Raw genomic sequence first — 24237 nt, 5'->3', positions numbered from 1 at the left:
CAGCGATCCGGATTTCGATGGTCAGCACCGCAAGCGTTCACGAATCTTGGGGTCTTCGGTCCTTCTGGTCAGCATTCCTTCACACCTGACCGGAAGGAGCACCCCCCATGTTCGGACGCAGCCGGATCGGCCCCGTCCTCTGCGCGCTCGGCCTGGTCCTCGCCGCCCCAGCCGCGCCCGCGGGCGCGGTTTCCACGGGCGCGGGGACCGTCGCCGCCGAGCCCGCGGCGGCGCCGGCCACCACGCTCCGCGCCGCCATGGAAGGGTCCGGCGTCGACACGCTCAACCCGTTCCTGGCCTTCTTCAACGGCGCCCTCGACGTGTTCGGCCTGGTCTATCCGGCGCTGAACTCCCTCGACCCCAGCGGCGCCCCCGGCCCCTACCTGGCCACCGCATGGGAGCCTTCCACGGACAAGCTCACCTGGACCTTCACGATCCGGGAGGGGCTCACCTGGAGTGACGGCAAGCCGATCACCGCCGAGGACGCGGCCTGGACGCTGAACCTCATCAGGACCGACGCGGTCGCCGGCACCGCCAACGGCTCGCTGGTCTCGAACTTCGCCGAGGTCAGCGCGCCCAGCCCGACCACCCTGGTGATCCGGACGAAGGCGCCCCAGGCGAGCGTGCCGTACACGAGCATCCCGACGACCGGCATCCCGATCGTTCCCAAGCACGTGTGGGAGCCGCTGGCCAAGAACCTGAAGGACGCCAAGAACGACGCGTTCCCGCTGGTCGGCTACGGGCCGTGGACGCTGACGGAGTACAAGCACGAGCAGTACGCCCGGTTCAGCGCGAACAAGAAGTTCGTCCTCGGCGCCCCGGGGTTCGACAACCTGGTGCTGCAGAGCTTCAAGTCGGGTGACGCGGCCGTGGCGGCGTTGCGCAGCGGGCAGATCGACTACAAGGCGGGCGTGAACCCGACCCAGTTCAAGGCGCTGCAGGCGGATCCGGCCATCGCCGCGGTCCAGACCGTGGGCAACGGCTGGATGGGGCTGGAGATCAACCACAACGCCCGCACCCGCTCCGGCAAGAAGATCGGCACCGGCCACCCGGCGCTGGGCGACCCGGCGCTGCGCCGGGCGATCGCGCTGGCCACCGACAAGCAGACGCTGGTCACCAAGGTGATCGACGGCGTGGGGCAGCTCGGGCACGGGTACCTGCCGCCGGCCTGGCCGCAGTGGTTCTGGAAGCCGGCCGAGGTCACGCCGTACGACCCGGCGCAGGCCAACAAGGTGCTGGACGAGGCGGGCTACACCAAGGGCGCGGACGGCGTCAGGATCGACCCGAAGAGCGGGCGCCCGCTCGCCTTCCGGTTCGGGATCCACTCCGACGACTCGGCCGACGCCGCCATCTCCGGCTACGTGGTCGGCTGGATGAAGGAGATCGGCATCAAGCTGACCATCCAGTCGCTCAGCATGAGCGCGCTCAACAGCGACCTGGCCAAGGGCGACTGGGACCTGCTGATGGACGCCTGGACCACCGGCCCCGACCCGACCTACCTGCTGGGCATCCAGAGCTGCGGCACCCTGCCGAAGGACGACGGCACCGGCGGCAACACCGACTCCTTCTTCTGCGACGCCGCCTACGACGAGTTGTTCAAGAAGCAGCTGACCACGTTCGACCAGGCCGAGCGGGCCAAGGTCATCGGCCAGATGCAGGACATCCTCTACAAGGCCAACGTCAACCAGATCTACTACTACGCCAACGGGCTGGACGTGGCGCGCAAGGACACCGTGACGGGCCTGACCCTGGGCGCGCCCGACGCGAACGGGGTCTATCCCTCGCAGACCGCCTTCTGGAGCTACCTCAAGGCCACCCCACCCCAAGTCACGAAAAAAGCGGAAAAGTCGAGCAATGTGTGGCTCTACGTGGTCATCGCCCTCGTCGTCGTCGCAGGCGGCGCGGTGATCGTCTGGCGCCGCCGTACCGCCGGGGACGACCGTGAGTAGATACCTCGGCAAGAAGGCCGCCGCCGCCCTGGTGAGCTTCCTGGTCACGCTGGTCATCGGGTTCGTGATCTTCAGCCTGATGCCCGCCGACCCGGTCCGCACGCTCACCAGGGGCCGGCCCACCAGTGAGGAGCAACTCGCCCAGATCCGGATCCAGCTCGGCCTGGACGAGCCGATCTGGTACCGCTTCCTCACCTTCGCCGGCGACACCCTGCGCGGCGAGCTGGGCTTCTCCTGGCAGTTCCAGCAGTCGGTCTCCTCCCTGGTGGCCGAGCGCATCGGGCCGACGCTGCTGCTCATGGGCACCGCCGCGGCGATCTCCATCGCGCTCGGCCTCTGGCTCGGCGTGCACAGCGGCTGGCGGCACGGCAGCCTCTTCGACAAGGTCTCCTCCGGCGCCTCGCTCACGCTGTGGTCGGTACCGACGTTCTGGCTCGGCATGATCCTGCTGGTCCTGCTCAGCGGCTGGTTCCCCAGTGGCGGCATGAGCGACCCGGCACTGGCCGCCTCCGGCCTCGACCACGTTGTGGACGTCGCCCGCCACCTGGTGCTGCCCGCGCTGACGATGGTCCTGGTGGTCTTCGCCCAGTACGTCACCGTCATGCGCGCCTCCGTCATCGACGAGCTCGGCAGCCCCTACCTGCTCACCGCCCGCGCCAAGGGCCTGACCGACGCCGAGGTGCGCAGGAGGCACGCCGTCCCCAACGCGCTCCTGCCCTCCGTGACGATGATCTTCATGCACCTCGGCACGCTCGTGACCGGGGCCATCACCGTCGAGGCCGTCTACTCCTGGCCGGGGCTCGGCTACCTCACCTACGAAGCCCTCAAGATCCCCGACCTGCCCCTGCTCCAGGGCACCTTCATCATCTTCAGCGCGAGTGTGATCATCATGAACCTGCTGGCGGACGTGGCCTACCGCTTCCTCGACCCGAGGGTGCGCGCCCAATGAAGCGCTCCGGCCTCTGGGGCGCCGCCGTCCTGGCCGCCTTCGCCCTGCTCGCCCTGACCGCCCCGCTCTACATCGGCGCCGACCAGCTCGACGTGGTCCGGGTGGACGGCCCGCGCCTGGCCCCGCCCAGCGGCGCCTACCCGCTGGGCACCGACCTGGCCGGCCGTTCCATCCTCCATCTGGTCATCTGGGGCAGCCGCGAATCCCTCGGCATCGGCCTCATCGCCACCGCGCTGACCGTCCTGCTCGGCACCGCCGTCGGCCTGCTCGCCGGGCACTTCCAGGGGCGCGTCGGCCAGGCCCTCATGCACGTCACCGACTGGTTCATCGCCCTGCCCAGCCTGCCGCTGGCCATCTCGCTGTCGGCCGTGCTCGGCCAGGGCGCCGCCTCGATCACCATCGCCATCGCCGTCACCTCCTGGACCGCCACCGCCCGCCTCGTGCGCGCTCAGACCCTCGCCGTCACGGCCCGCCCGTTCATCGAACGCGCCAGAGCCCTCGGCGCCGGCGACCGCCAGGTCATGCTGCGCCACGTGCTGCCCAACGTGATGCCGCTCGTCCTGGTCTCCAGCACCCTCACCGTCGCCTCGGCCATCCTGTCCGAAGCCACCCTGACCTTCCTCGGCCTCGGCGACCCCACCAGCGTCACCTGGGGCTCGATGCTCCAGACCGCCTTCTCCGGCGGCGCCGTCACCGCGGGCGCCTGGTGGTACCTCATGCCGCCCGGCCTCGCGATCCTGCTCGTCGTCCTCGGCTTCACCCTCACCGGGCGCGCCGTGGAACACCTGCTCAACCCCCGGATGGTGCAGCATGCTTGAGGTCCGCGACCTGCGTGTGTCGTACGGCGCGGCGCCCGCCGTACGCGGCGTCAGCTTCACCCTCGACCCCGGCAGCACCCTCGGCGTCGCCGGCGAGTCCGGCTGCGGCAAGTCCACCATGGCGCTCAGCCTGCTGCGCCTCCTGCCCGCGACCGCCAGGATCACCGGCGAGGTGCTGTTCAAGGGCGAGAACCTGCTGAGCGCCCGCTGGTCCCGCCTGCGCGCCGTGCGCTGGTCGGCCGCCTCGGTCGTCTTCCAGGGCGCCATGAGCGCGCTCAACCCCGTGCGCACCGTCGGCGACCAGCTCACCGAGCCCGTCCTGCTCCACGACGGGACCACGCCGAAGCAGGCCAGGCAACGCGCCGCCGACCTCATGGAAAGCGTCGGCCTCTCGCCGGAACGCCTGCGCTCCTACCCCCACGAGTTCTCCGGCGGCCAGCGCCAGCGCATCATGATCGCGATGGCCCTCGCCTGCCGCCCCGACCTGATCATCGCCGACGAGCCCACCACCGCCCTCGACGTGATGGTCCAGGCCCAGGTCATGGACCTGCTCGCGCGCCTCGTGCGCGAATCCGGCAGCGCCGTCATCATGATCAGCCACGACCTGTCCGTCCTGGCCCGGCTCTGCGACACCCTCGCCATCATGTACGGCGGGCGGATCGTCGAACACGGGCCCGCCCGCGACCTCCTCACCGACCCCCGCCACCCCTACACCAGGGCCCTGGCCGGCGCCTTCCCCGCCATCGGCGACCCCGCCTCCCGCCGCAACCCCACCGGCCTGCCCGGCGACCCGCCCCGCGCGATCGGTGACGGATGCGCGTTCGCGCCCCGGTGCCCGGACGCCGGCGACGCCTGCCGTACCGGAGAGGTCCTGTTGCGGCCGAGCGGACCCGCACGCAGCGCGGCCTGCGTCCGCGTCCCGGAGCCCCGCGACGTCCGCGTGCCGGAGGGAGAGGTTCGTGCTTGAGGCCCGCGACCTGCGCGTCGTCTACCCCGCCCGCGGCGGACGCGCGCCCGCCCTCGCCGTGGACGGCGTCAACCTCCAGGTACGGCCCGGCGAGATCGTCGCCCTCATCGGCGAGTCGGGCTGCGGCAAGAGCACCCTCGCCAGGGCGTTGACCGGCCTGGTCACCCCCACCTCCGGGCAGGTGCGCTACCAGGGCGAACCCCTCGACCCGCGCCGCATGCGCGCCTACCGCAAACAGGTGCAACTCGTCCTCCAGGACCCCGGAGGCGCGCTCAACCCCCGCCAGAACGTCTTCGACGCCGTCGCCGAAGGCCCGCGCCTGCACGGCGAACGCGCCGGCCTGCGCGACCGCGTCCACACCGCGCTGGCCCGCGCCGGACTGCGCCCGCCGGAGGACTACGTCCGCCGCCACCCGCACGAGCTCTCCGGCGGCCAGCAGCAGCGCGTCGTCATCGCCGGAGCGCTCGCCATGAACCCGGCGGTGATCGTCGCCGACGAGCCGGTCGCCTCGCTCGACGCCTCCGTCCGCGGCGAGATCCTGAAACTGCTGCTGTCCCTGCGCGACCAGCTCGGCCTGTCCGCGCTCGTCGTCAGCCACGACCTCGGCCTGGCCTGGAACATCGCCGACCGCGTCGCGGTGATGTACCTGGGCCGCATCGTCGAGACCGGCACCGTCGAGGACGTCCTGCTGCGCCCCCGCCACCCCTATACCCGCGCCCTGCTGTCGGTGCTGCCCGAATCCGGGGAACGCATCGTCCTCACCGGCGAGCCCCCCGACCCCACCCGGGTGCCCGGAGGCTGCCGCTTCCACCCCAGGTGTCCCGTCCGGACCACCGGATGCGACACCATCGACCTGCCCATCCTGCCCGCCGCCGACTCCGTGGCCTGTCCGGAGGTAACTCTGTGAACCCGCTCCTTCCGCCGCCCGCCCTCCGCCCCGGCGACCGCGTCGCCGTCATCGTCGCCTCGAGCCCCTGCAACCAGGCCAAACTCGACGGCGGCGTCCGGGCCCTGAAGGCATACGGCCTGGAGGTCGAGGTCTTCGCCTCCGCCCGAGCCGGCGAGACGGACTTCGACTACCTGGCCGGCGACGACACCCTGCGCGCCGCCGACCTCACCACCGCCCTGGCCGACCCCGCCTACGCCGCCGTCTTCACCGCCGGCGGCGGCTACGGCGCCCAGCGTACGCTCGAACGCGTCGACTGGTCCCGGATCGACCCCGCCCGCCCCAAGGTGGTGGTCGGCTACTCCGACGTGACGGCCCTGCTGGAGGCGATAGCCGTGAAGCTCGGCTGGGCCAGCTTCTTCGGCCCCATGGTCGCCTGCGACGCCTTCCACGAAGGGGCCGGCTCCTACGCCTTCGACACGCTCATGACCATGGTCACCCAGCCCGTCACCGAACTGCGCTTCGCCGACGCCCGCACGATCACCCCCGGCGTGGCCGAGGGCGTCACCGTGGGCGGCAACGCCAGCCTCCTGGCCGCCGGCCTCGGCACCGACACCTCCCTGCCCGCCGCCGGAGCGATCCTCTTCCTCGAGGACGTCGACGAGTTCACCTTCCGCCTGGACCGCATCCTGACCCAGCTCCGCCGCTCGACCTACACCGACGGCGTCGCGGGCATCCTGCTGGGCACCTTCACCGAATGCGGCGACCCGCGGGACGTCGAACGCCTCCTGTCCGACCGGTTCGCCGACCTCGGCGTCCCCGTGCTCGCCGGCGCCGACATCGGCCACAACATCCCCATGCAGACCTACCCCATCGGCGTCCCCGCCCGCCTCGACACCGAAGCCGGCACCCTGACCCTGCTGAAACCCGCCGTGTCCTGGACAGCCTGACGCCTGCCGTACGCTCGGACGTTGTGCCGAGCATTCCGCAACCCCTCGTACCCGGCGACGACGGCAGCGCCGACCCCGCCGTCGCCGCCGCCCTGGCCGCCTACGACGCCGGCGGCGCCGACGCCACCGAGGTGCTGTCGGCGCTGAGCGGAGCCCGGCTGCTGGTGCCCGTCGTCGCCCTCCTGACCTCCTCCGAAGTGGGCTCACACGGCCTCAAGCAGGAGAAGGAGAGCGAGATGGCCCTGCCCAAACTCGTCGGCAGGGACGGCAGGGAAGCCGTGCTGGCCTTCACCGGCGCGGCCGCCCTGACCCGATGGCGCCCCGACGCCCGCCCCATCCAGTCGAGCACCCTCCAGGTCTGCCGCGCCGCCGCCGCCGAACAGGCCGCCGCCGTGGTCATCGACGTGGCCGGCCCCGTGTCCTTCGTCATCGAAGGCGACGTCCTGACCGCCCTGGCCGCCGTGGCCACCGGCACCACCCCAGAAGGCGTCACCGTCGCCCGCCTGGCCCCCACCCCGCCCAAACGCCGCTGGCCCTGGCGCCGCTCCTAACCCCTTTTCCGGTACGGCGCCGCGGTGCCACCCCGGCACAACCACCCGGTCGGTGGGTGCCCGCCCGCTCTCCGGTCACCAGAAGCCCAAGGACAGCCCCCTAAAACCCAACCGGTTTCCCCCGTGGGAGAAGGAAGACGTGGTTACCCTCAAAGCATGGGCCTAGTGGTCGCGGTTGGTGTGGTGGCCGGGCTGCTCTGGGGTGGGTATGTCCGGGCGATGGCGGCCGGGTTCGAGGTGGAGCCGGTCGATCGGAAGGCCGAGGCGAAGCGCGCGCTGTTGCGGTGGCCGCGGTACCGGTGGCCGCCCTCCTACGAGGTCGCGTGTGCCCTCGTGTGCGGGCTGGTGGTGTGGCGGGCGGGCCTGCCGTACCTGTTCTTCACGCTGGTCGGCACGGCTCTGGCGGTCATCGACTGGCGCACCACGCGCCTGCCCGACGTGCTCACCCTCCCGGCCTACCCGATTCTGGCCCTCACCCTCGTCCCCACCGGCGAGCTGGCGCAGGGCGTCCTGGGCGGGGTGGCGCTGGTCTTCCTCTACGGGGTTCTGTGGTTCATCAAGCCCAGCGACATGGGCCTGGGCGACGTCAAGCTGGCGGGGCTGATCGGGATGGCGGTGGCCACGCTCGGGTGGGAGCACTGGGTGGCCGCGGCTCTCGGGGGGCAACTGCTCGGGGCCGCGTACGCCGTCTGGCTGCTGGTCACGAAGCGGGGCGGGCGGGACACCCAGTTCCCGTTTGGGCCGTTCATGCTGTTCGGGGCGTTTGGGACGCTCTGTCTCGGCAGCTGAACACCGACGTCAGCACACTGCCGCGCATGGAAGACTTGGGGGCATGTTGCGCTGGTTGACCGCCGGAGAGTCCCACGGCCCCGAACTCGTCGCCATCATGGAGGGCCTGCCGGCCGGGGTCGAGGTGACCACGGCCGCCATCGACGAGGCGCTGCGCCGCCGCCGGCTCGGTTATGGGCGCGGGGCGCGGATGAAGTTCGAGCAGGACGAGGTGACGATCGCCGGCGGCGTCCGCCACGGGCGCACGATGGGCAGCCCGGTCGCGATCCGGGTCGGCAACACCGAGTGGCCCAAGTGGGAGAAGGTCATGGCGGCCGATCCGGTCGACGCGGCAGAGCTCGAGGGGCTGGCGCGCAACGCGCCGCGCTCGCGGCCCCGTCCCGGGCACGCCGACCTGGCGGGCATGCAGAAGTACGGCTTCGACGACGCCCGCAACGTCCTCGACCGGGCCAGCGCCCGGGAGACGGCGGCGCGGGTGGCGCTGGGCGAGGTGGCCAGGCGCTTCCTCAAGCAGGCGCTGGGCGTGGACATCGTCAGCCACGTGACCGAGATCGGCGGAGCCCGCACCCCGGCCGAGAACCTCCCCGGCCCGGGCGACCTGCAGCGCATCGACGACGACCCGGTCCGCTGCTACGACCCCGAAGGCAGCGCCGCCATGGTGGCCGTCATCGACAAGGCGCACAAGGACGGCGACACGCTCGGCGGCGTGGTCGAGGTGCTCGCGTACGGCCTGCCGCCCGGCCTGGGCAGCTACACACACTGGGACCGGCGCCTCGACTCCCGCCTCGCGGCGGCCCTCATGGGCATCCAGGCGATCAAGGGCGTGGCGGTCGGCGACGGGTTCGAGACGGCCCGCCGTCCCGGATCGCGCGCCCACGACGAGATCGAGTACACCACCGCCGACGGCGTGCGGCGCATCACCAACCGCGCCGGCGGCGTCGAGGGCGGCATGACCAACGGCGAGGTGCTGCGCGTCAGCGCCGCGATGAAGCCGATCTCCACGGTCCCGAGGGCGCTGGCCACGATCGACGTCAAGACCGGTGAGGCGGCCAAGGCGCACCACGAGCGCTCCGACGTCTGCGCGGTCCCGGCCGCCGGCATCGTGGCCGAGGCGATGGTCGCGCTGGTGCTGGCCGACACGGCGCTGGAGAAGTTCGGCGGCGACTCGGTCGAGGAGGTCGCCCGCAACCTGTCCGGCTACCTGTCGTCGATGGTGATCAAGTGAGCACGGAGCGAGCCATGACCACAGCGGTACTCATCGGGCCGCCCGGATCGGGCAAGTCCACGCTCGGCCGCCTGCTGGCCGACCGGCTCGGCGTCGCCTACCGCGACACCGACGCCGACGTCGAGTCCGTGGCGGGCAAGCCCGTCAGCGACATCTTCGTCGAGGACGGCGAGGAGCGCTTCCGCGAGCTGGAGTCCGAGGCGGTGCGCACCGCGCTGGCCGAGCACGACGGCGTCCTGTCGCTGGGCGGCGGCGCCATCCTGCGCGAGGACACCCAGGCGCTGCTCGCCGGGCACCCGGTCGTCTACCTGCAGGTGGGGCTGGCCGACGCGGTGCAGCGGGTGGGGCTGGCCTCGGCCCGGCCGCTGCTCGTGCTCAACCCGCGCAGCCAGCTGAAGAAGCTCATGGAGCAGCGGCGCCCCATCTACGAGCGGCTGGCCGTACTGACCGTGGCGACGGACGGCCGCGAGCCGGGCGACCTCGTCGAGGAGATCGTGAAGGGACTCGGGGCATGAGCGTCACCCGGATCACGGTCAAGGGCGACAGCCCGTACGACGTGGTCGTCGGCACCGGCGTGCTGGGGGAGCTGCCCGGGCTGCTCGGCGACGGGGTGCGGACGGTCGCGGTGATCCATCCGGCCACGCTGCCCGAGATCTCCCGCCCGGTCTGCGACGCGCTGGCCAAGAGCGGCTACGACGTCGTCGACCTGCCGGTGCCCGACGGCGAGCAGGCCAAGTCCGTCGAGGTGGCCGCCGGGCTGTGGTCGGCGCTCGGCCGCTACGGCGTCACCCGCTCCGACGCGGTCGTCGGCGTGGGCGGCGGCGCGACCACCGATCTGGCCGGGTTCGTCGCCGGCACCTGGCTGCGCGGCATCAAGGTCGTGCTCGTGCCGACGACGCTGCTGGCCATGGTGGACGCGGCGGTCGGGGGCAAGAACGGCATCGACACCCCTGAGGGCAAGAACCTCGTGGGCACCTTCCTGCCGCCCGCGGGCGTGCTGTGCGACCTGGCGACGCTGCCGTCGATGCCGCGCGAGGACTACGTGGCCGGCCTGGCCGAGGTCATCAAGGGCGGGTTCATCGCCGACCCGACGATCCTCATGCTGATCGAGGACGACCCGGAGGCGGCCACCCGCCCGGAGGGCGAGCACACCCGTGAGCTGATCGAGCGCAAGATCCAGGTGAAGGCCGACGTGGTCGGCGCCGACCTGCGCGAGGCGGGCCTGCGCGAGATCCTCAACTACGGCCACACGCTGGCCCACGCGATCGAACGCCACGAGGGCTACCGCATGCGCCACGGCGAGGCCGTGGCCATCGGCATGGTCTACGCCGCCGAGCTGTCGCGCCTGTCGGGGCGGGCCAACCTGGTCGAGCGCACCCGGAGCATCCTGCGCGCCGTGGGCCTGCCCACCTCCTACCGCGCCGACGCCTGGCCGGAGCTGCGCGAGCACATGCGCCTGGACAAGAAGAACCGCGGCGCCAAGCAGCGCTTCGTCGTCCTGGACGACCTGGCCAAGCCGGCCCGTCTGGAGGACCCGGCCGAGGAGCTCCTGGAGGCCGCCTACAAGGAGACAGCACGATGATCTACGTGCTCAACGGCCCCAACCTGCGCCGTCTCGGCACCCGCGAGCCCGACGTCTACGGGGCCGAGACGTTCGCCGACCTCGCCGAGCTCTGCCGGGAGACCGGCCGCGAGCTGGGGGTCGAGGTCGTGGTCCGGCAGACCGACGACGAGGCCACGATGGTCGGCTGGATCCACGAGGCCGCCGACCACAAGATCCCCGTCGTGCTCAACCCGGCCGCCTTCACCCACTACTCCTACGCCCTGCGCGACGCGATAGCCCAGCGCACGGCGCCGCTGGTCGAGGTGCACATCTCGAACCCGGCGGCGCGCGAGGAGTTCCGCCACACCTCGGTCGTGGCCGGGGTGGCGACCGGCACGATCGCCGGGTTCGGGCTGCGCTCGTACGTCCTGGCCCTGCAGGCGATCGTGGAGATGGCAAGCGAGTAATGCGGCACTACGGCTCATTCGTCGCCCTGGGCGACAGTTTTACCGAGGGATTGAACGACCCGGGCGTCAACGGCCGCTACCGGGGCTGGGCCGACCGGGTGGCCGAACGCCTGGCCGTCGAGAACCCGTCCTTCCGCTACGCGAACCTGGCCGTGCGCGGCAAGCTGATCGACCAGATCGTCGGCGAGCAGGTGCCCGCCGCCGTCGAGATGGCCCCCGAACTGGTCAGCCTCTGCGCGGGCGGCAACGACCTGCTGCGCCCCGGCAGCGACCCGGACGCGATGGCCAAGCTGCTCGCCCACGCCGCCCGCGACCTGCGGGCCACGGGCGCCGACGTGCTGTTGTTCACCGGCGTGGACCCGCGCGACACCCCGCTGATGCGCCGCATGCGCGGGAAGTTCGCCGTCTTCTACCTTCACGTCCGCTCGATCGCCGACCTGTACGGCTGCCGCTTGGTCGACCAGTGGTCCATGCAGGGCCTGCGCGACTGGCGAGCCTGGAGCGAGGACCGCCTGCACATGAACGAGGACGGGCACCGCCTGGTCGCCGCCCGGGTCCTGGACGTGCTCGAGGTGCCCTTCGACGAGTCGTGGCAGAAGGCGTGGCCGGAGCGCGTGGTGGACCCGCGGGCCAAGCGGCGCGAGGACGCCCAGTGGATCCGCGAGCACCTGGTGCCGTGGGTGACCCGCCGGCTGCGCGGCACCAGCTCCGGCGACGGCGTCCTGCCCAAGCGCCCCGATCTGGCGCCGTGGCTGTGACCTGCGTATAAAGCGAATCGAAAGCGGGTCTCACTAGCCTCGCTCCGGTGGCGGCGTCGGGGCGGGCGCCGCCACCGCCATCCTGTCAGGTGGACGCCAGCCGTTTGAGCGCGGCTCGCGGCACGGCCGGGTCGGTGGTGCGCCAGAACGGCGGCAGGCTGCCGAGGAGGAAGCCGCTGTAGCGGGCGGTGGCCAGGCGCGGGTCGAGGACCGCCACCACGCCCTTGTCGTCCATCGAGCGCAGCAGCCGGCCGGTTCCCTGGGCCAGGAGGAGGGCGGCGTGGGTGGCCGCCACCGTCATGAAGCCGTTGCCGCCCCGTGCCTGCACGTGGCGCTGGCGGGCCGAGGTGAGCGGGTCGTCGGGGCGGGGGAACGGCACCCGGTCGATGATGACCAGCCGCAGCGACGGCCCGGGCACGTCCACCCCCTGCCACAGGGAGAGCGTGCCGAACAGGCAGGTCGGCTCATCCTCGGCGAACTGCTTGACGAGCAGCATCGTGGAGTCGTCGCCCTGGCACAGCAGCGGCACGTCCAGCCGGTCGCGCAGGGCCTCGGTGGCGGCCTTGGCGGCGCGCATCGAGGAGAACAGGCCCAGCGTGCGGCCACCGGCCGCCTCGATCAGCTCGGTGATCTCGTCGAGGTACTGCTGGGGCAGGCCGTCGCGGCCGGGCTGCGGCAGGTGCTTGGCGACGTACAGGATGCCCGCGCGCGGATGGTCGAAGGGGGAGCCGACGTCCAGGCCGGTCCAGGTGGGCTTGTCCTCGGGGCCGCCGAGGCCCCACTGGCGGGCCATGCCGTCGAAGGCGCCGCCCAGCGCGAGCGTGGCGGAGGTGAGGACGACCGTGCGCTCGCCGAAGAGCTTGTCGCGCAGCATGCCGCCGACGTTGAGCGGCGCCACGCGCAGGACGGGCGGGCGGCGGTCGGTGCCGGCCTCCAGCCAGACGACCTCGGCGCGGTCCTCCTCGCCCGCGTGGCCGAACGCCTCCAGCATGCGCACGGCGGTGTCGTGCACCTCGTCGAGCGTGGTGAAGGCGGCCTTGCGCTGGCCGGCGCGCTCCGGGTCGTCCTTGTCGGCGCCGCGGGGGCCCATGGCCGTGACGCAGCGGGCGGCGGCGTCGCGGACCAGGGCGAGGGTCAGCCCGAGCACCTCGGGGATCTCGTCGATCCTGCCGGCGGGGGCGGCGGCGAGCAGGGCCTTCAGATCTTCGCCCGCCTCCATGAGCTGGTCGGCGATCGGCTGGTCGATGAGGCGGGCCACGCGGCGCACGGCCAGTGAGACCGTGGCCTCCGACAGCTCGGCGGTCACCACCGAGGTGACCCGGTCGACGAGTTCGTGGGCCTCGTCCACGACGACGACCTTGTGCTCGGGCAGCACCGGCAGCTCGCCCATGGCGTCGATGGCCAGCAGCGCGTGGTTGGTGACGACGACGTCCACCTCGCCGGCGCGGGCCCTGGCCATCTCGGCGAAGCACTCGGCGCCGCTGGGGCAGCGCTGGGCGCCGAGGCACTCCTGCGCGCTGACCGAGAACTGCCGCCATGCCTGCTCGCTGACGCCGGGCACGAGCTCGTCGCGGTCGCCGGTCTCGGTCTCCTCGGCCCACTCCTGGATGCGCTGGACCATGCGGCCGGTGGCGCTGACGTCGCGGGCGTCGAAGAGCTGGTCCTGCTCGTCCTCTTCCGGCCAGCCCGCGGTGGCCTTGTAGCGGCAGAGGTAGTTGCGCCGGCCCTTGAGGATCGCGAACGACGGCTCGTGGGGCAGCTCCTTGGCCAGCGTCTCGGCCAGCCGGGGCAGGTCGCGATCGACGAGCTGGCGCTGCAGCGCGATGGTGGCGGTGGAGACGACGACGGGGGCGTCGGTGTCCATGGCGTGCCGGACGGAGGGGACCAGGTAGGCCAGCGACTTCCCGGTGCCGGTGCCGGCCTGGACGGCTACGTGCTCCTCTTTGTCGATGGCGTGTTGGACGGCCTTCACCATCTGGATCTGACCGGGCCGCTCGCTCCCTCCGAGAGCGGTGACGGCGGCGTGGAGTAGCTCTTCGACTGGGGGGAGGTGGGAGTCCGGCACCCCACAAAGCTACCGGCATTTCCGAGGTAGTCGGGGAGTGATCGAGTGGACGCATCCCGGCGTTCCCGAACCGGTCGGGCATCTTGCGTGGCACACTTGCGGACGGAATCCCAGCCGGTCAACAAAGATCTACCCGGCGTGATCAGACGGGGTTGCGTGGGGTTTGGGACGGCCGGTTCAGTAGGGTTTTCCGGGGTTGAGTGGACGAATAAAGGCTGGTTAAAGCAGTATGTCTGCCATGTCGGAAGTTGTCCCGTTGCCGTCGTTCGGCGAGGTGTTCTTCGATGCGCGAGGTCAGGAGCGCTGTCTCCGGGTCACCTGGCACGAGGGCACACTCGTGCTCAGCCTGTGGCGTGGGGAGATGTGCACGGCCTCCTTCCGCATGCCGATGGACGACGTCGGCAGGCTCCTCGACACCCTCGACGAGGGCTTCGCGGAGGCCACCGGCGAGCAGGCGGCCGTCACGGACGGCGGCCCCGCGCCCGAGGTGATCCCCGGCACCGGCCAGTACCACCGGCCGCCCGACAGCGGGCTGCCCCAGCCGCCGCACTACTCCCAGCCGTCCCAGGCCGACGAGCGCCCGACCGCCGCGCTGTCGCCCAACGACGTCCTGGTCGCCAGGGGCACGCCCGCACCGCCGGACAAACTGGTCGCCTCCTACGAGACGACCATGCCGCGCGAGGCGCCCCTCCCGGCGTACGGCGAGCAGCCGCAACCGCAGCCCACCTACGCCGAGCAGCCCTCCTACGCCTCTGAACAGCCCGTCTACACCGAGCAGCCCGCTTACACCGAGCAGCACGTCTACCCGGATCAGCCCGTCTACACCGAGCAGCCTGTCTACACCGAGCAGCAGCAGTACGGCCAGCAGCCCGCATACGGCGATCAGCCGGTCTACGGCCGGCCCGCCTACGGGGAGCAGCCCAGCTACGAGCAGACGCAGCCGGTCAAGCAGCCCTTCACCGGCCCGCAGTACGTGGACGAGCCCGTCTACCAGCTGCCCGGCTCCGACCCCCGGCACCGCCAGGCGCCGCTGAGCACCGACCCGCTGGGCTTCCCGTCCCAGGCGGCCGAGCCGTACCAGCAGCAGCGTGACGTCTTCCAGCCGCAGCAGCAGTACCCCCAGCAGCCGGACCCGTACACCACCGGCCAGCACGCCTACCAGGCCCAGGCCCAGGCCCCGACTCAGGCGCAGCCGCAGCCGCCCCGCGAGCGACCGCAGCGGGCCCAGGGCAGCGCCGGCCTCGGCACGCCCATGCACGGCATCCCCGGCGCCGGCCGCCGGCACCAGCAGGACTACCACTCCGGCGACCACCAGGCATACCAGCCGCCGCCCAACCCGGTGGACCCGCTGCTGGCCCTGAGCACTCCGGCCCAGCCGCCGCAGCGCCCCGAGCCCGACGTCACCCGCCCGTACGTGGGCGATCCGATGTTCAGCACCGGCGAGCGGCTGCGGCCCGAGCAGCAGTACGACGACCGGGGCGAACGCCGGGAGTGGTGAGGCTGGTCAACGCTTGGCGGTCGCCTGCCGCGAGCGTGACCGTTCCAGGTTGTTCTGCGGCGTAGCCTGCGGGCGTGCGCCAGGGATCCTCGTGTGCGGGGTCCCCGGCTGAGGAGGCTCCACGTGAACCCGGAGACGGCTCTGCGCCTGCTGCTCGTCGCCGCGGGCGCCCTTCTGGTGGCGGGCGTCGCCCGGCGCCGCGGGTGGCCCGCGCCGCTGCTGCTGGTGCTGGCCGGGCTGATCGCCTCCCCGCTGGTGCCGCAGGTGGAGCTCGACTCGCACGTCGTGCTGCTGGTGCTGCTGCCGCCGCTGTTGTACTCGGCCGCGCTCGACAGCTCCTACCTGCGCCTGCGCGAGGTCACCCGGCCGGTGGCGCTGCTGTCGATCGGGCTGGTGCTGTTCACCATGGTCGTCGTCGGGTACGTGGTGCATCTGCTGGTCCCCGGGCTGCCGATGGCCGCCGCCTTCGCGCTGGGCGCCATCGTGGCCCCGCCGGACGCGGTGGCCGCCGTGGCGGTGGGGCGCCGGCTGGGGCTGCCCCGCCGTACGCTGACGATCTTGATCGGGGAGAGCCTGTTCAACGACGCGACCGCGCTGACCGCCTACCGGGTGGCGCTGGGCGCGGTCACGGGGAGCGCGTTCGAGTTCGCCGGCGCGGCGGGGCAGTTCCTGTTCGCCGCGGTGGGGGGCGTCGTCATCGGCGTGGCGCTGGCGCTGGTGTTCGGGTGGCTGCTGCCGCGGTTGCGCGATCCGCTGGTCGAGAACACGGTCATGCTGCTCATCCCGTTCGGCGCCTACCTGGCGGCCGAGCAGGTGCACGCCTCGGGCGTGATCTCGGTGGTGATCGTCGGTCTCTACCTGGGCGGCCGGATGCACCGGCAGGGGTTCGGCACCCGCCTGGTGGCCGACGGGGTGTGGAAGGTGACCGACTTCGTCCTGGAGACGATCGTCTTCGCGCTCATCGGGCTGCAGCTCACCTACGTGATCCCGCGGGAGTACTCCGCCTGGCAGCTGGCCGGGTACGCGGCGGCGGTGCTGGCGGCCGCGGTGCTGGCGCGCTTCGCCTGGGTGTTTCCCACGTCGTACCTGCAGAAGACGCGCCCACCCGTGCAGAACGTGGTGATCGTGGGGTGGGCGGGGATGCGCGGGGTGGTCTCGCTGGCCGCCGCCTTCGCCATCCCGGCGGGCTTTGCGGGCCGGGATCTGCTGTTGTTCCTGACGTTCACCACGGTCATCGGGACCCTGCTGCTGCAGGGGCTGACCTTCCCCGCGCTCATCCGGCGGCTGAAGGTCACCAGCGAGCAGGAGGTCTACGAGGACAATCTCGCGGAGGCCGCCGCCAAGCAGGCCGCCATCCAGGCCGGGCTGGACCGGCTCAACGAGATCCTGCCTCCGGAGGAGGAGCTCGACGAGATCACCAGGGACGTGGTGGGGCAGCTGCGGCAGAAGACCGAGCGGCGGGCCATGTCGGCATGGGAGCGCCTGGGCGGCGGCACCGGGCAGGGCGGCTCCGAGACGCCCAGCGTGCTCTACCGGCGGCTGCGCGGGGAGATGCTGGAGGCCGAGCGCGGCGTGATGGTGCGCCTGCGGGACGAACGGCGCATCGACGACGAGGTGCTGCGCCGGGTGATGGCCGAGCTCGACTTCGAAGAGGCCATCCTGGAGCGTTAGGCCCCGGCCGCCCGTGCCCGGGCGGCCGGTGAACGCCGGTTCAGCCCATCCGGTTGTCGACGAAGCACCAGCGCCACGTCTCGCCGGGCTCGAACGACTGGATCACCGGGTGGGCCTCGGCGGCGGCGTGCTTGCTGGCGTGCCGGGCCGGCGAGGAGTCGCAGCACCCGATGTGCCCGCAGTCGAGACAGCGGCGCAGGTGCACCCAGCGGCCGCCTTCGGCCAGGCACTCCTCGCAGCCTTCTGGAGTGCGCGCGGGCGGGTCGCCCGCGTTGGAAAGATGTTCGCAGATTGCCATAAACGAAATCGTAGGACTAGAAGCACGTTCCAATTTCGGCGGCACCTATTGATCGAGCGCTTGGTTCCGTGGACTCTGTGCTAATCGGGGGCGGTGAAGGGAGCCCTCGTGCTTGAGGTCCGCAATCTCGAGGTGGTCTACGACGATGTGATGCTCGTGCTGCGCGGGGTCAGCCTGAGCGTGCCGCCGGGCGCGATCGTGGCGCTGCTGGGCGCCAACGGCGCGGGCAAGACGACCCTGCTGCGCGCGCTGTCGGGCCTGCTCGACGTGCACGACGGCGAGATCACCAAGGGTACGGTCACCCTCGAGGGCGAGCCGATCCACCACCTCAAACCCGCCCAGATCGTACGGCGCGGCCTCAGCCAGGTCATGGAGGGCCGGCGCATCCTCGCCGAGCTGACCGTGGAGGAGAACCTCAAGGTCGGCGGCCATACGGCCGGGGAATCCCACCTGGACCGGGTCTACGGCCTGTTCCCCGTGCTGGCCGAGCGGCGCAGAAGCGTCTCGGGCTACCTGTCCGGCGGCGAGCAGCAGATGCTGGCCGTCGGCCGCGCCCTGATGGCCGGGCCGAAGTACCTCCTGCTCGACGAGCCCAGCCTCGGCCTGGCCCCCGCCCTCGTGGCCCAGATCCGCGACCTCATCGTCGAGATCAACAAGCAGGGGACCACCGTCCTGCTGGTCGAGCAGAACGCCACGATGGCGCTGTCGATCGCCGCCCACGGCTACGTCATGGAGACCGGCACGATCGTGATGGACAAGCCGGCGGCCGACCTGCTGGCCGACGAGGACATCAAGGAGTTCTACCTCGGGCTCGGCGCCGAGGGCGCCGCCAGGTCCTTCCGCGAGGTCAAGCACTACAAACGGAGGAAACGATGGCTGTCCTGACCGTCGAGGACGTCGGCCTGTCCTTCGCCGGCGTGCGCGCCATCGACGGCGTCTCCTTCGAGGTCGGCGCCGCCGAGCTGTTCGCCGTCATCGGCCCCAACGGCGCGGGCAAGACCTCGATCTTCAACGTGCTGTCCGGCGTCTACCGGCCCCAGCGCGGCCGGGTCACCTTCCTGGAGGCCGACCTGCTGGGCCGCCGCCCGCACGAGATCGCCGCCATGGGCCTGGCCAGGACCTTCCAGAACGTTGAGCTCTTCCACAACCTCACCGTCCTGGACAACCTCATGCTCGGCCGCCACTGCCACTTCCGCTACGGCACGCTGTCGGCCATCGCCTGGTACGGCCGGGCCAGACGGCAGGAACTGGCGGCCAGGGCGCGGGTCGAGGACATCATCGACTTCCTGGAACTGGCCGCCTGGCGCCGGCATCCCGTGCGGCTGCTGCCGTACGGGATCCAGAAGCGCGTCGAACTGGGCCGGGCGCTGGCGATGGAGCCCAGGCTGCTGCTGCTCGACGAGCCGGTCGCCGGGATGAACCTGGAGGAGACCGAGGACATGGCCAGGTTCGTCCTGGACATCCGCGACGAGCTCGGCATCCCGATCGTGCTCGTCGACCACGACATGGGCCTGGTCATGGACCTGGCCGACCGGGTGCTCGTGCTCGACTTCGGCCGCCCGGTCGCCCTCGGCACCCCGGCCGAGGTACAGCGCGACCCCAAGGTCATCGAGGCGTACTTGGGAGGGAGCCCCTCGTGACGGTCACCGCACAACGCCTGGAAACCATCGTCACCCGCGTCAGGCGCCGGGCCGAGCGGCGGCCGGACGCCGTGGCCATGCGGCACAAGGACTTCGGCGTCTGGCAGGAGATCACCTGGTCGGCCTACTGGGAGCGGGTCGAGCTGGTCGCGCACGCCCTGCTCGCCCTCGGCGCCGAGCCGGGCGACCGGATCGCCGTCCACTCCGAGAACCGGCCAGAATGGCTCTACGCCGACCTGGCCACGGTCGCCGTCAGGGGCATCACGGTCGGCCTGTACCCGACCAATCCGCCCGCCGAGGTCGCCTACCTGCTGGCCGACTCCGGCGCCCGCATCCTCATCGCCGAGGACCAGGAACAGCTCGACAAGGCCCTGGACATCGCCGCCCTGGACCACATCGTCTACCTCGAGCCACGCGGCATCCGGGGCCGCTACCCCGACCCGCGCCTGATCTGCTGGCCGGACCTGCTGTCCCTCGGCGCCGCCCACCGCGAGGAACACCCGGAGGCGCTGGAGCGCCGCATGGCCGGGACCGCCGCCGACGACGTGGTCACGCTCATCTACACCTCCGGCACCACGGGGCCGCCCAAGGGCGTCATGCTGACCGTCGGCAACGTCGAGTTCGCGATCAAGACGCTGGTCGAGGCGGGCGGCTTCACCTCCCCGCCCCCATCGGAGCGCGACCTCGTCCTGTCCTACCTGCCGCTCTGCCACGTGGCCGAGCGCGCCTTCACCGTCTGGTTCAACGCGGCCGCCGGGGTCCAGGTGAACTTCGCCGAATCCATCGAGACCGTCCAGGCCAACCTGCGCGAGGTGCAGCCCACGATCCTGTTCGGGGTGCCGCGCATCTGGGAGAAGGTGCTGGCCCAGGTCAACACCAAGCTCGAGGCGGCCTCCCCGCTCAAGCGGGCGGTCACCCGGTTCTGGCTGCGCACCGCCGACCGCATCGGTGACCGGCTGGTGCGCACCGGCGGCGTCCACACGTTCGCCACCCGCCTGCCGTACGCGGCCGGGTGGGTGTTCTGCTACCGGGCGCTGCGCGAACGGCTCGGCATGCGCCGGGTCCGGTACGCCGCCTCCGGGGCCGCGCCCATCGCGCCCGGTGTGCTCAAGTTCTACATGGGCATCGGCGTGGCCATGCACGAGGTGTACGGCATGAGCGAGAACACCGCCATCGCCACCGCCAACCGCCCGGGCCGCGTCAAACTGGGCACGGTCGGCGAGCCGCACCCCGGCATCGAGCTGAAGATCGACGAGGCCACCGGCGAGATCATGACCCGGCACCCCGGCACCTTCGCCGGGTACTGGCGCAACCCGCGCGCCACCGCCGACGTGCTCGACCCCGACGGCTGGCTGCACACCGGCGACGTGGGCGCATGGGTGGACGCCTCGCACCTCCGCATCACCGACCGGATGAAGGACATCATCATCACCGGCGGCGGCAAGAACATCGCGCCCTCGGAGATCGAGAACGCGCTGAAGGTCTCGCCGTACGTCAAGGAGGCCGTCGTCATCGGCGACCAGCGGCCCTACCTCGTCGCGCTGATCGGCATCGAGCCGGACACGGTGGGGGAGTGGGCGCGGCGGCGCGGCATCGCCTACACCACCTACCGCGACCTGTCGGAGCGGCCGGAGACGCGGGCGCTGGTGCAGGAGATCGTGCTGGCGGTGAACGAGCGGTTCGCCCGGGTGGAGCAGGTCAAGAAGTTCGCGTTCCTGCCCAAGGAGCTCGACCACGAGGACGGCGAGCTGACCGCGACCCAGAAGGTCAAGCGCGGCGCGATCGCCAAGCTCTTCGAGGATCTCGTCGAAGGGATGTACCGCCCGTGATCGGCGTCCTCGAATCGGTCATCAGGGGCCTCGGCAACGGCTCGGTCTACGCGCTGCTGGCCCTCGGCTTCGTGATCATCTACAAGGCGACGCGGGTCATCAGCTTCGCCCAGCCCGCGCTCATGCTGGCCGGGGCGGTGGCCGTCAGCTACCTGTCCGAGGTGACCGGCTTCTACCCGGCCGTCCTGCTGGCCGCGCTGCTCATCGCCGGGGTCGCGCTCGGCATCGAGCGGGTGGCCATCAGGCCCATGGTCGGCCGCCCGGTCTTCGTCGTGTCCATCATCACGCTCGGCGTCGACGTGGTCGTGCGGGTCGTGGTCAACGGCTTCATCGGCCGCGACGTGCGCCAGATGGGCGACCCGTGGGGGTTCGCCCAGGTCTCGCTCGGGCCGCTGGTCGTGCAGCAGCGCTGGCTGGCCATGCTCGCCGTGACGGCGGTGCTGGTCGGGCTGCTGTTCGCGTTCTTCCGCCACACCAGGTACGGCCTGGCCATGCGGGCCGCCGCCTTCGACCAGGAGACGGCGCTGGCCCAGGGCGTCTCGGTCGGCGCGGTGTTCGCCCTGTCGTGGGCGCTGGCGGGGTTCCTGGCGGCCGTCGCCGGGATGTTCGTCGGCACCGGCCAGGGCGTGGAGCAGCTGACCTGGATCATCGCGCTCAAGGCGCTGCCGGCCATCATCGTCGGCGGCCTCGACTCGCTCGGCGGCGCCGTCGCGGGCGGGCTGACGATCGGGGTGGTCGAGTCGCTGTTCCAGACCTACCAGGGCGAGTTCGCGCCGTGGCTGGGACAGAACTTCGCGGTGGTCACGCCGTACGTGGTGATGTTGATCGTGCTGCTCGTGCGGCCCTACGGGCTGTTCGGCACCCGGGAGGTCGAGCGGGTATGACCGAGACCAGAGCCACGCGCACGGCGGCCGTTCCCGGCATACCGACCGGACGGTCTCGGCGGCCACGCGGCCGGCCGCTGCTCTACACCAGCTACGGCCAGGACATGGCGTTGCTCGACACCCCGGCCAAGAAGGCGGGGACCGTGCTGCTGGTGCTGCTCGCGCTGGCGCTGACCGTGGTGCTGGCCGACCGGTCGCTGGAGGTGCTGGCCGGGGCGTACGTGCTGGCCATCGGGGCGATCGGGCTCAACATCGTCACCGGATACGCCGGGCAGGTCTCGCTCGGGCACGCCTTCTTCGTCGCCATCGGCGCCTACACCGCGGCCGCGCTGTCGGGGCCGCCCGGCGGGGAGCGCATCGGGTTCGGGGTGAGCGAGATCTGGATCTGGCTGCCGGCGGCCGGGCTGGTCGCGGCGGCCTTCGGCGTGCTGGTGGCGCCGCTGGCCTCGCGGCTGCGCGGGCTCTACCTGGCGGTGGTCACCCTCGGGCTGGTGTTCCTGGGCGAGCACGTCTTCAAGGAATGGGACCACCTGACCGGCGGGCCCGGCGTGGGGCGGGAGGCGGCGGTGCCCACGTTGTTCGGGTACCCGCTCAACGAGACCGGGGCCGGGACCAAGGAGCAGCAGCTCTACGTGCTCATGCTGGTGCTGCTGATCGCCTTCGCGGTGGCCGCCCGCAACCTCGCCCGCTCACGCATCGGGCGGGCCTTCGCCGCCATCCGGGACCGGGACATCGCCGCCGCGGTGATCGGGGTGCCGCTGGCGCGCTACAAGGTCATGGCCTTCGGCATCTCCTCCTTCTACGCCGGATGCGCGGGGGCGCTGTTCTACTCCATCTCCGGGTACGTGGATCCCGGGTCGTTCAACCTGCTGCTGTCGGTGCAGTTCATCGCGATGGTGCTGATCGGCGGGGTGGCCACGGTCTCCGGGGCGATCGCGGGGGCGTTGTTCATCTCGCTGCTGCAGCCGATCACCCGGGCGCTGCCCGACCTGCTGCCGATCGTCAGCGCGGACACGACCGTGACGCCCAACGTCTTCCAGGTCGAAACCGTGCTCTACGGGCTGCTCATCATCCTGTTCCTCGTCTTCGAGCCGCGCGGGCTGTTCGGCGTCTGGATCCGCGTGCGCGCCTACTGGAAATCGTGGCCGTTCTCCTACTAGCGAGAGAGGAAGAAGCATGAAGGTGCGCTATGGCTTGGCGTTCGTCGCGATAGTGGCCCTTCTGCCCGCGTGCGGCGTCATCCGGGGGGACGACGAGGGCAGCAAGGGCGCCGTGACCACCGGCGTCACCCGGGAACCGTGCCCGCTGGCCGTCGACAAGAAGAAGGGCTGCATCTACCTGGGCACGATCTCCGACCTGACCCAGGGGCCGTTCGCGGCGCTGGCCGTACCGATCACCGACGCGCAGAAGGCGTTCTGGAAACGCGTCAACGCCGCGGGCGGGATCGGCGGCAGGTACGAGGTGGACGTGCAGGCATATGTGCGCGACAACAAGTACAACCCCGAGGTGCACCGGCAGGTCTACAACGAGATCAAGGACAAGGTGCTGGGCCTGGCGCAGACGCTCGGCTCACCCACCACCGCCGCGATCATCGGCGACCTGAAGGCCAACAGCATCGTCTCCGCGCCGGCCTCCTGGACCTCGGCGTGGGAGTTCGAGGACGTCATCGTCGAGAGCGGCGCCAGCTACTGCGTCGAGGCGATGAACTCCGTGGACTACGCCATCGAGACGTACAAGATCAAGAAGGTCATGGCCGTCCACCTGGCCGGCGACTACGGCGCCGACGCGGCGGCCGGGGCGAAGATCGCGGCGGAGAAGAACGGGCTGGAGTTCACCGCCGTCGAGACGCCGCCGGGCGCCACCGAGCAGGGCCGGGCCATCACCGAGATCACCAAGAACAAACCCGACCTGGTCATCCTCACCACCGGCCCCGCCGACGCCGCCGCGATCGTCGGGCAGTCGGCCGCCGCCGGCTACAAGGGCCGCTTCATCGGCACCGGACCCACCTGGAACCCGGCGCTGCTCAAGTCGCCCGCCGCCCCCGCGCTGAAGGCGTTGTACGAGCAGTCGGCGCCCGGCAAGCCGTTCGCCGCCGACACGCCCGGGCACAAGGCCATGCGCGACGCGCTGCCCGGCGTCACCCCGAACGACGGCTACACCTCCGGCTGGTCGTGGTCGTACCCGATGAAGGCGGCGCTGGAGAAGATGGTGGCCGGCGGCGACATCAGCCGCAAGGGCCTGCTGGCCGCGGTCAAGACCCTCTCGACCGTCGACTACGAGGGCATGCTGCCGCCGGAGGCGGGCAACTTCGCCGGTGACCCGAACGCCGCGGCCTTCCGCCAGACGCTCGTCAACAAGCTCGACGACGCCTCACCCACCGGCGTCACCACGGTCAAGGACTTCTTCACCGGCCCGACCGCCCAGGGATTCACCCTGGACGGGCCGTGCTTCGCCAAGCTCTGAGACTTTCGTACCGCTCCGACACGACCATCGGCCGACG

At 71.5% G+C, this 24237-nt stretch carries 23 protein-coding genes; 21 read left to right on the top strand and 2 right to left on the bottom strand.

Annotated elements, in window-relative coordinates; translation table 11 throughout:
• Positions 1-107: 107 nt before the first annotated feature.
• The 13 genes from FVE25_RS08535 to FVE25_RS08475 all read left to right on the top strand — a co-directional run bounded on the left by FVE25_RS08535 (position 108) and on the right by FVE25_RS08475 (position 11852).
• Positions 108-1949, top strand: coding sequence for an ABC transporter substrate-binding protein (locus FVE25_RS08535; RefSeq protein WP_157245883.1), 1842 nt, complete (start codon positions 108-110; stop codon positions 1947-1949).
• A complete protein-coding gene (locus tag FVE25_RS08530; RefSeq protein ID WP_181019502.1) occupies positions 1942-2898 on the top strand; it encodes an ABC transporter permease in 957 nt (318 codons plus the stop codon). Before FVE25_RS08535 ends, FVE25_RS08530 begins: the two co-directional genes overlap by 8 nt.
• Positions 2895-3716, top strand: a complete 822-nt coding sequence (locus tag FVE25_RS08525) for an ABC transporter permease (RefSeq protein WP_157245882.1) — start codon at positions 2895-2897, stop codon at positions 3714-3716. Before FVE25_RS08530 ends, FVE25_RS08525 begins: the two co-directional genes overlap by 4 nt.
• Positions 3709-4683, top strand: a complete 975-nt coding sequence (locus FVE25_RS08520; protein ID WP_157245881.1) for an ABC transporter ATP-binding protein — start codon at positions 3709-3711, stop codon at positions 4681-4683. The genes FVE25_RS08525 and FVE25_RS08520 overlap by 8 nt, the downstream gene beginning before the upstream one ends.
• Entirely contained in the window at positions 4676-5590 is a 915-nt protein-coding gene (locus FVE25_RS08515; protein WP_157245880.1) for an ABC transporter ATP-binding protein, read from the top strand. The genes FVE25_RS08520 and FVE25_RS08515 overlap by 8 nt, the downstream gene beginning before the upstream one ends.
• Positions 5587-6519 carry a S66 peptidase family protein gene (locus FVE25_RS08510; protein ID WP_157245879.1) on the top strand — a complete coding sequence of 311 codons (933 nt, stop codon included), beginning with the start codon at positions 5587-5589 and terminating at the stop codon, positions 6517-6519. Before FVE25_RS08515 ends, FVE25_RS08510 begins: the two co-directional genes overlap by 4 nt.
• A 23-nt stretch (positions 6520-6542) precedes the next feature.
• Entirely contained in the window at positions 6543-7070 is a 528-nt protein-coding gene (locus tag FVE25_RS08505; protein ID WP_157245878.1) for an SseB family protein, read from the top strand.
• Positions 7071-7226: 156 nt separating this feature from the next.
• On the top strand, positions 7227-7859 hold the full coding sequence (locus tag FVE25_RS08500; RefSeq protein ID WP_157245877.1) for a prepilin peptidase: 633 nt from the start codon (positions 7227-7229) through the stop codon (positions 7857-7859).
• A 43-nt stretch (positions 7860-7902) separates the two neighbouring features.
• Positions 7903-9084 carry a chorismate synthase gene (gene aroC / locus FVE25_RS08495; RefSeq protein ID WP_219825389.1) on the top strand — a complete coding sequence of 394 codons (1182 nt, stop codon included), beginning with the start codon at positions 7903-7905 and terminating at the stop codon, positions 9082-9084.
• A 14-nt stretch (positions 9085-9098) separates the two neighbouring features.
• The gene (locus tag FVE25_RS08490; RefSeq protein ID WP_157245876.1) at positions 9099-9599 is read left to right on the top strand and encodes a shikimate kinase; all 501 of its coding nucleotides are present in this window, start codon (positions 9099-9101) and stop codon (positions 9597-9599) included.
• Complete coding sequence (gene aroB / locus FVE25_RS08485) at positions 9596-10666, top strand: 3-dehydroquinate synthase (protein WP_157245875.1); 1071 nt, start codon at positions 9596-9598, stop codon at positions 10664-10666. The genes FVE25_RS08490 and aroB overlap by 4 nt, the downstream gene beginning before the upstream one ends.
• On the top strand, positions 10663-11094 hold the full coding sequence (gene aroQ / locus FVE25_RS08480) for a type II 3-dehydroquinate dehydratase (RefSeq protein ID WP_157245874.1): 432 nt from the start codon (positions 10663-10665) through the stop codon (positions 11092-11094). Before aroB ends, aroQ begins: the two co-directional genes overlap by 4 nt.
• The gene (locus FVE25_RS08475; RefSeq protein ID WP_157245873.1) at positions 11094-11852 is read left to right on the top strand and encodes an SGNH/GDSL hydrolase family protein; all 759 of its coding nucleotides are present in this window, start codon (positions 11094-11096) and stop codon (positions 11850-11852) included. The genes aroQ and FVE25_RS08475 overlap by 1 nt, the downstream gene beginning before the upstream one ends.
• Positions 11853-11937: 85 nt before the next feature.
• On the opposite strand, the gene FVE25_RS08470 is transcribed toward FVE25_RS08475, so the two are convergent.
• The gene (locus FVE25_RS08470) at positions 11938-13917 is read right to left on the bottom strand and encodes an ATP-dependent DNA helicase (protein ID WP_157245872.1); all 1980 of its coding nucleotides are present in this window, start codon (positions 13915-13917) and stop codon (positions 11938-11940) included.
• Positions 13918-14155: 238 nt separating this feature from the next.
• Between FVE25_RS08470 and FVE25_RS08465 the strand changes: the two genes are divergently transcribed.
• Positions 14156-15415, top strand: coding sequence for a hypothetical protein (locus FVE25_RS08465; protein ID WP_157245871.1), 1260 nt, complete (start codon positions 14156-14158; stop codon positions 15413-15415).
• A 123-nt stretch (positions 15416-15538) separates the two neighbouring features.
• Positions 15539-17086: a Na+/H+ antiporter gene (locus FVE25_RS08460; protein ID WP_157245870.1), complete on the top strand. Its 1548-nt coding sequence runs from the start codon at positions 15539-15541 to the stop codon at positions 17084-17086.
• Positions 17087-17126: 40 nt separating this feature from the next.
• Here the strand turns inward: FVE25_RS08460 and FVE25_RS08455 are convergent, their stop codons facing one another.
• Entirely contained in the window at positions 17127-17384 is a 258-nt protein-coding gene (locus tag FVE25_RS08455; protein ID WP_157245869.1) for a UBP-type zinc finger domain-containing protein, read from the bottom strand.
• Positions 17385-17492: 108 nt separating this feature from the next.
• Here FVE25_RS08455 and FVE25_RS08450 point away from each other — a divergent pair, with 108 nt between their 5' ends.
• The 6 genes from FVE25_RS08450 to FVE25_RS08425 are packed head-to-tail and all read left to right on the top strand — an operon-like array spanning position 17493 to position 24200.
• Complete coding sequence (locus FVE25_RS08450) at positions 17493-18269, top strand: ABC transporter ATP-binding protein (RefSeq protein WP_157245868.1); 777 nt, start codon at positions 17493-17495, stop codon at positions 18267-18269.
• Positions 18257-19024 carry an ABC transporter ATP-binding protein gene (locus FVE25_RS08445; protein WP_157245867.1) on the top strand — a complete coding sequence of 256 codons (768 nt, stop codon included), beginning with the start codon at positions 18257-18259 and terminating at the stop codon, positions 19022-19024. Before FVE25_RS08450 ends, FVE25_RS08445 begins: the two co-directional genes overlap by 13 nt.
• Complete coding sequence (locus FVE25_RS08440; protein WP_219825388.1) at positions 19021-20853, top strand: AMP-dependent synthetase/ligase; 1833 nt, start codon at positions 19021-19023, stop codon at positions 20851-20853. Before FVE25_RS08445 ends, FVE25_RS08440 begins: the two co-directional genes overlap by 4 nt.
• A complete protein-coding gene (locus tag FVE25_RS08435) occupies positions 20850-21737 on the top strand; it encodes a branched-chain amino acid ABC transporter permease (RefSeq protein ID WP_157245866.1) in 888 nt (295 codons plus the stop codon). The genes FVE25_RS08440 and FVE25_RS08435 overlap by 4 nt, the downstream gene beginning before the upstream one ends.
• On the top strand, positions 21734-22897 hold the full coding sequence (locus FVE25_RS08430) for a branched-chain amino acid ABC transporter permease (protein ID WP_157245865.1): 1164 nt from the start codon (positions 21734-21736) through the stop codon (positions 22895-22897). Before FVE25_RS08435 ends, FVE25_RS08430 begins: the two co-directional genes overlap by 4 nt.
• A 16-nt stretch (positions 22898-22913) precedes the next feature.
• Entirely contained in the window at positions 22914-24200 is a 1287-nt protein-coding gene (locus tag FVE25_RS08425; RefSeq protein ID WP_157245864.1) for an ABC transporter substrate-binding protein, read from the top strand.
• The last annotated feature ends 37 nt before the right edge of the window (positions 24201-24237 follow it).

Origin of the sequence: Nonomuraea typhae (assembly GCF_009760925.1) — a bacterium.
Classification (GTDB): Bacteria; Actinomycetota; Actinomycetes; order Streptosporangiales; family Streptosporangiaceae; genus Nonomuraea; species Nonomuraea typhae.
Note: the sequence above shows the minus strand (reverse complement) of the source record. Positions and strands in the feature narration are given on the sequence as shown.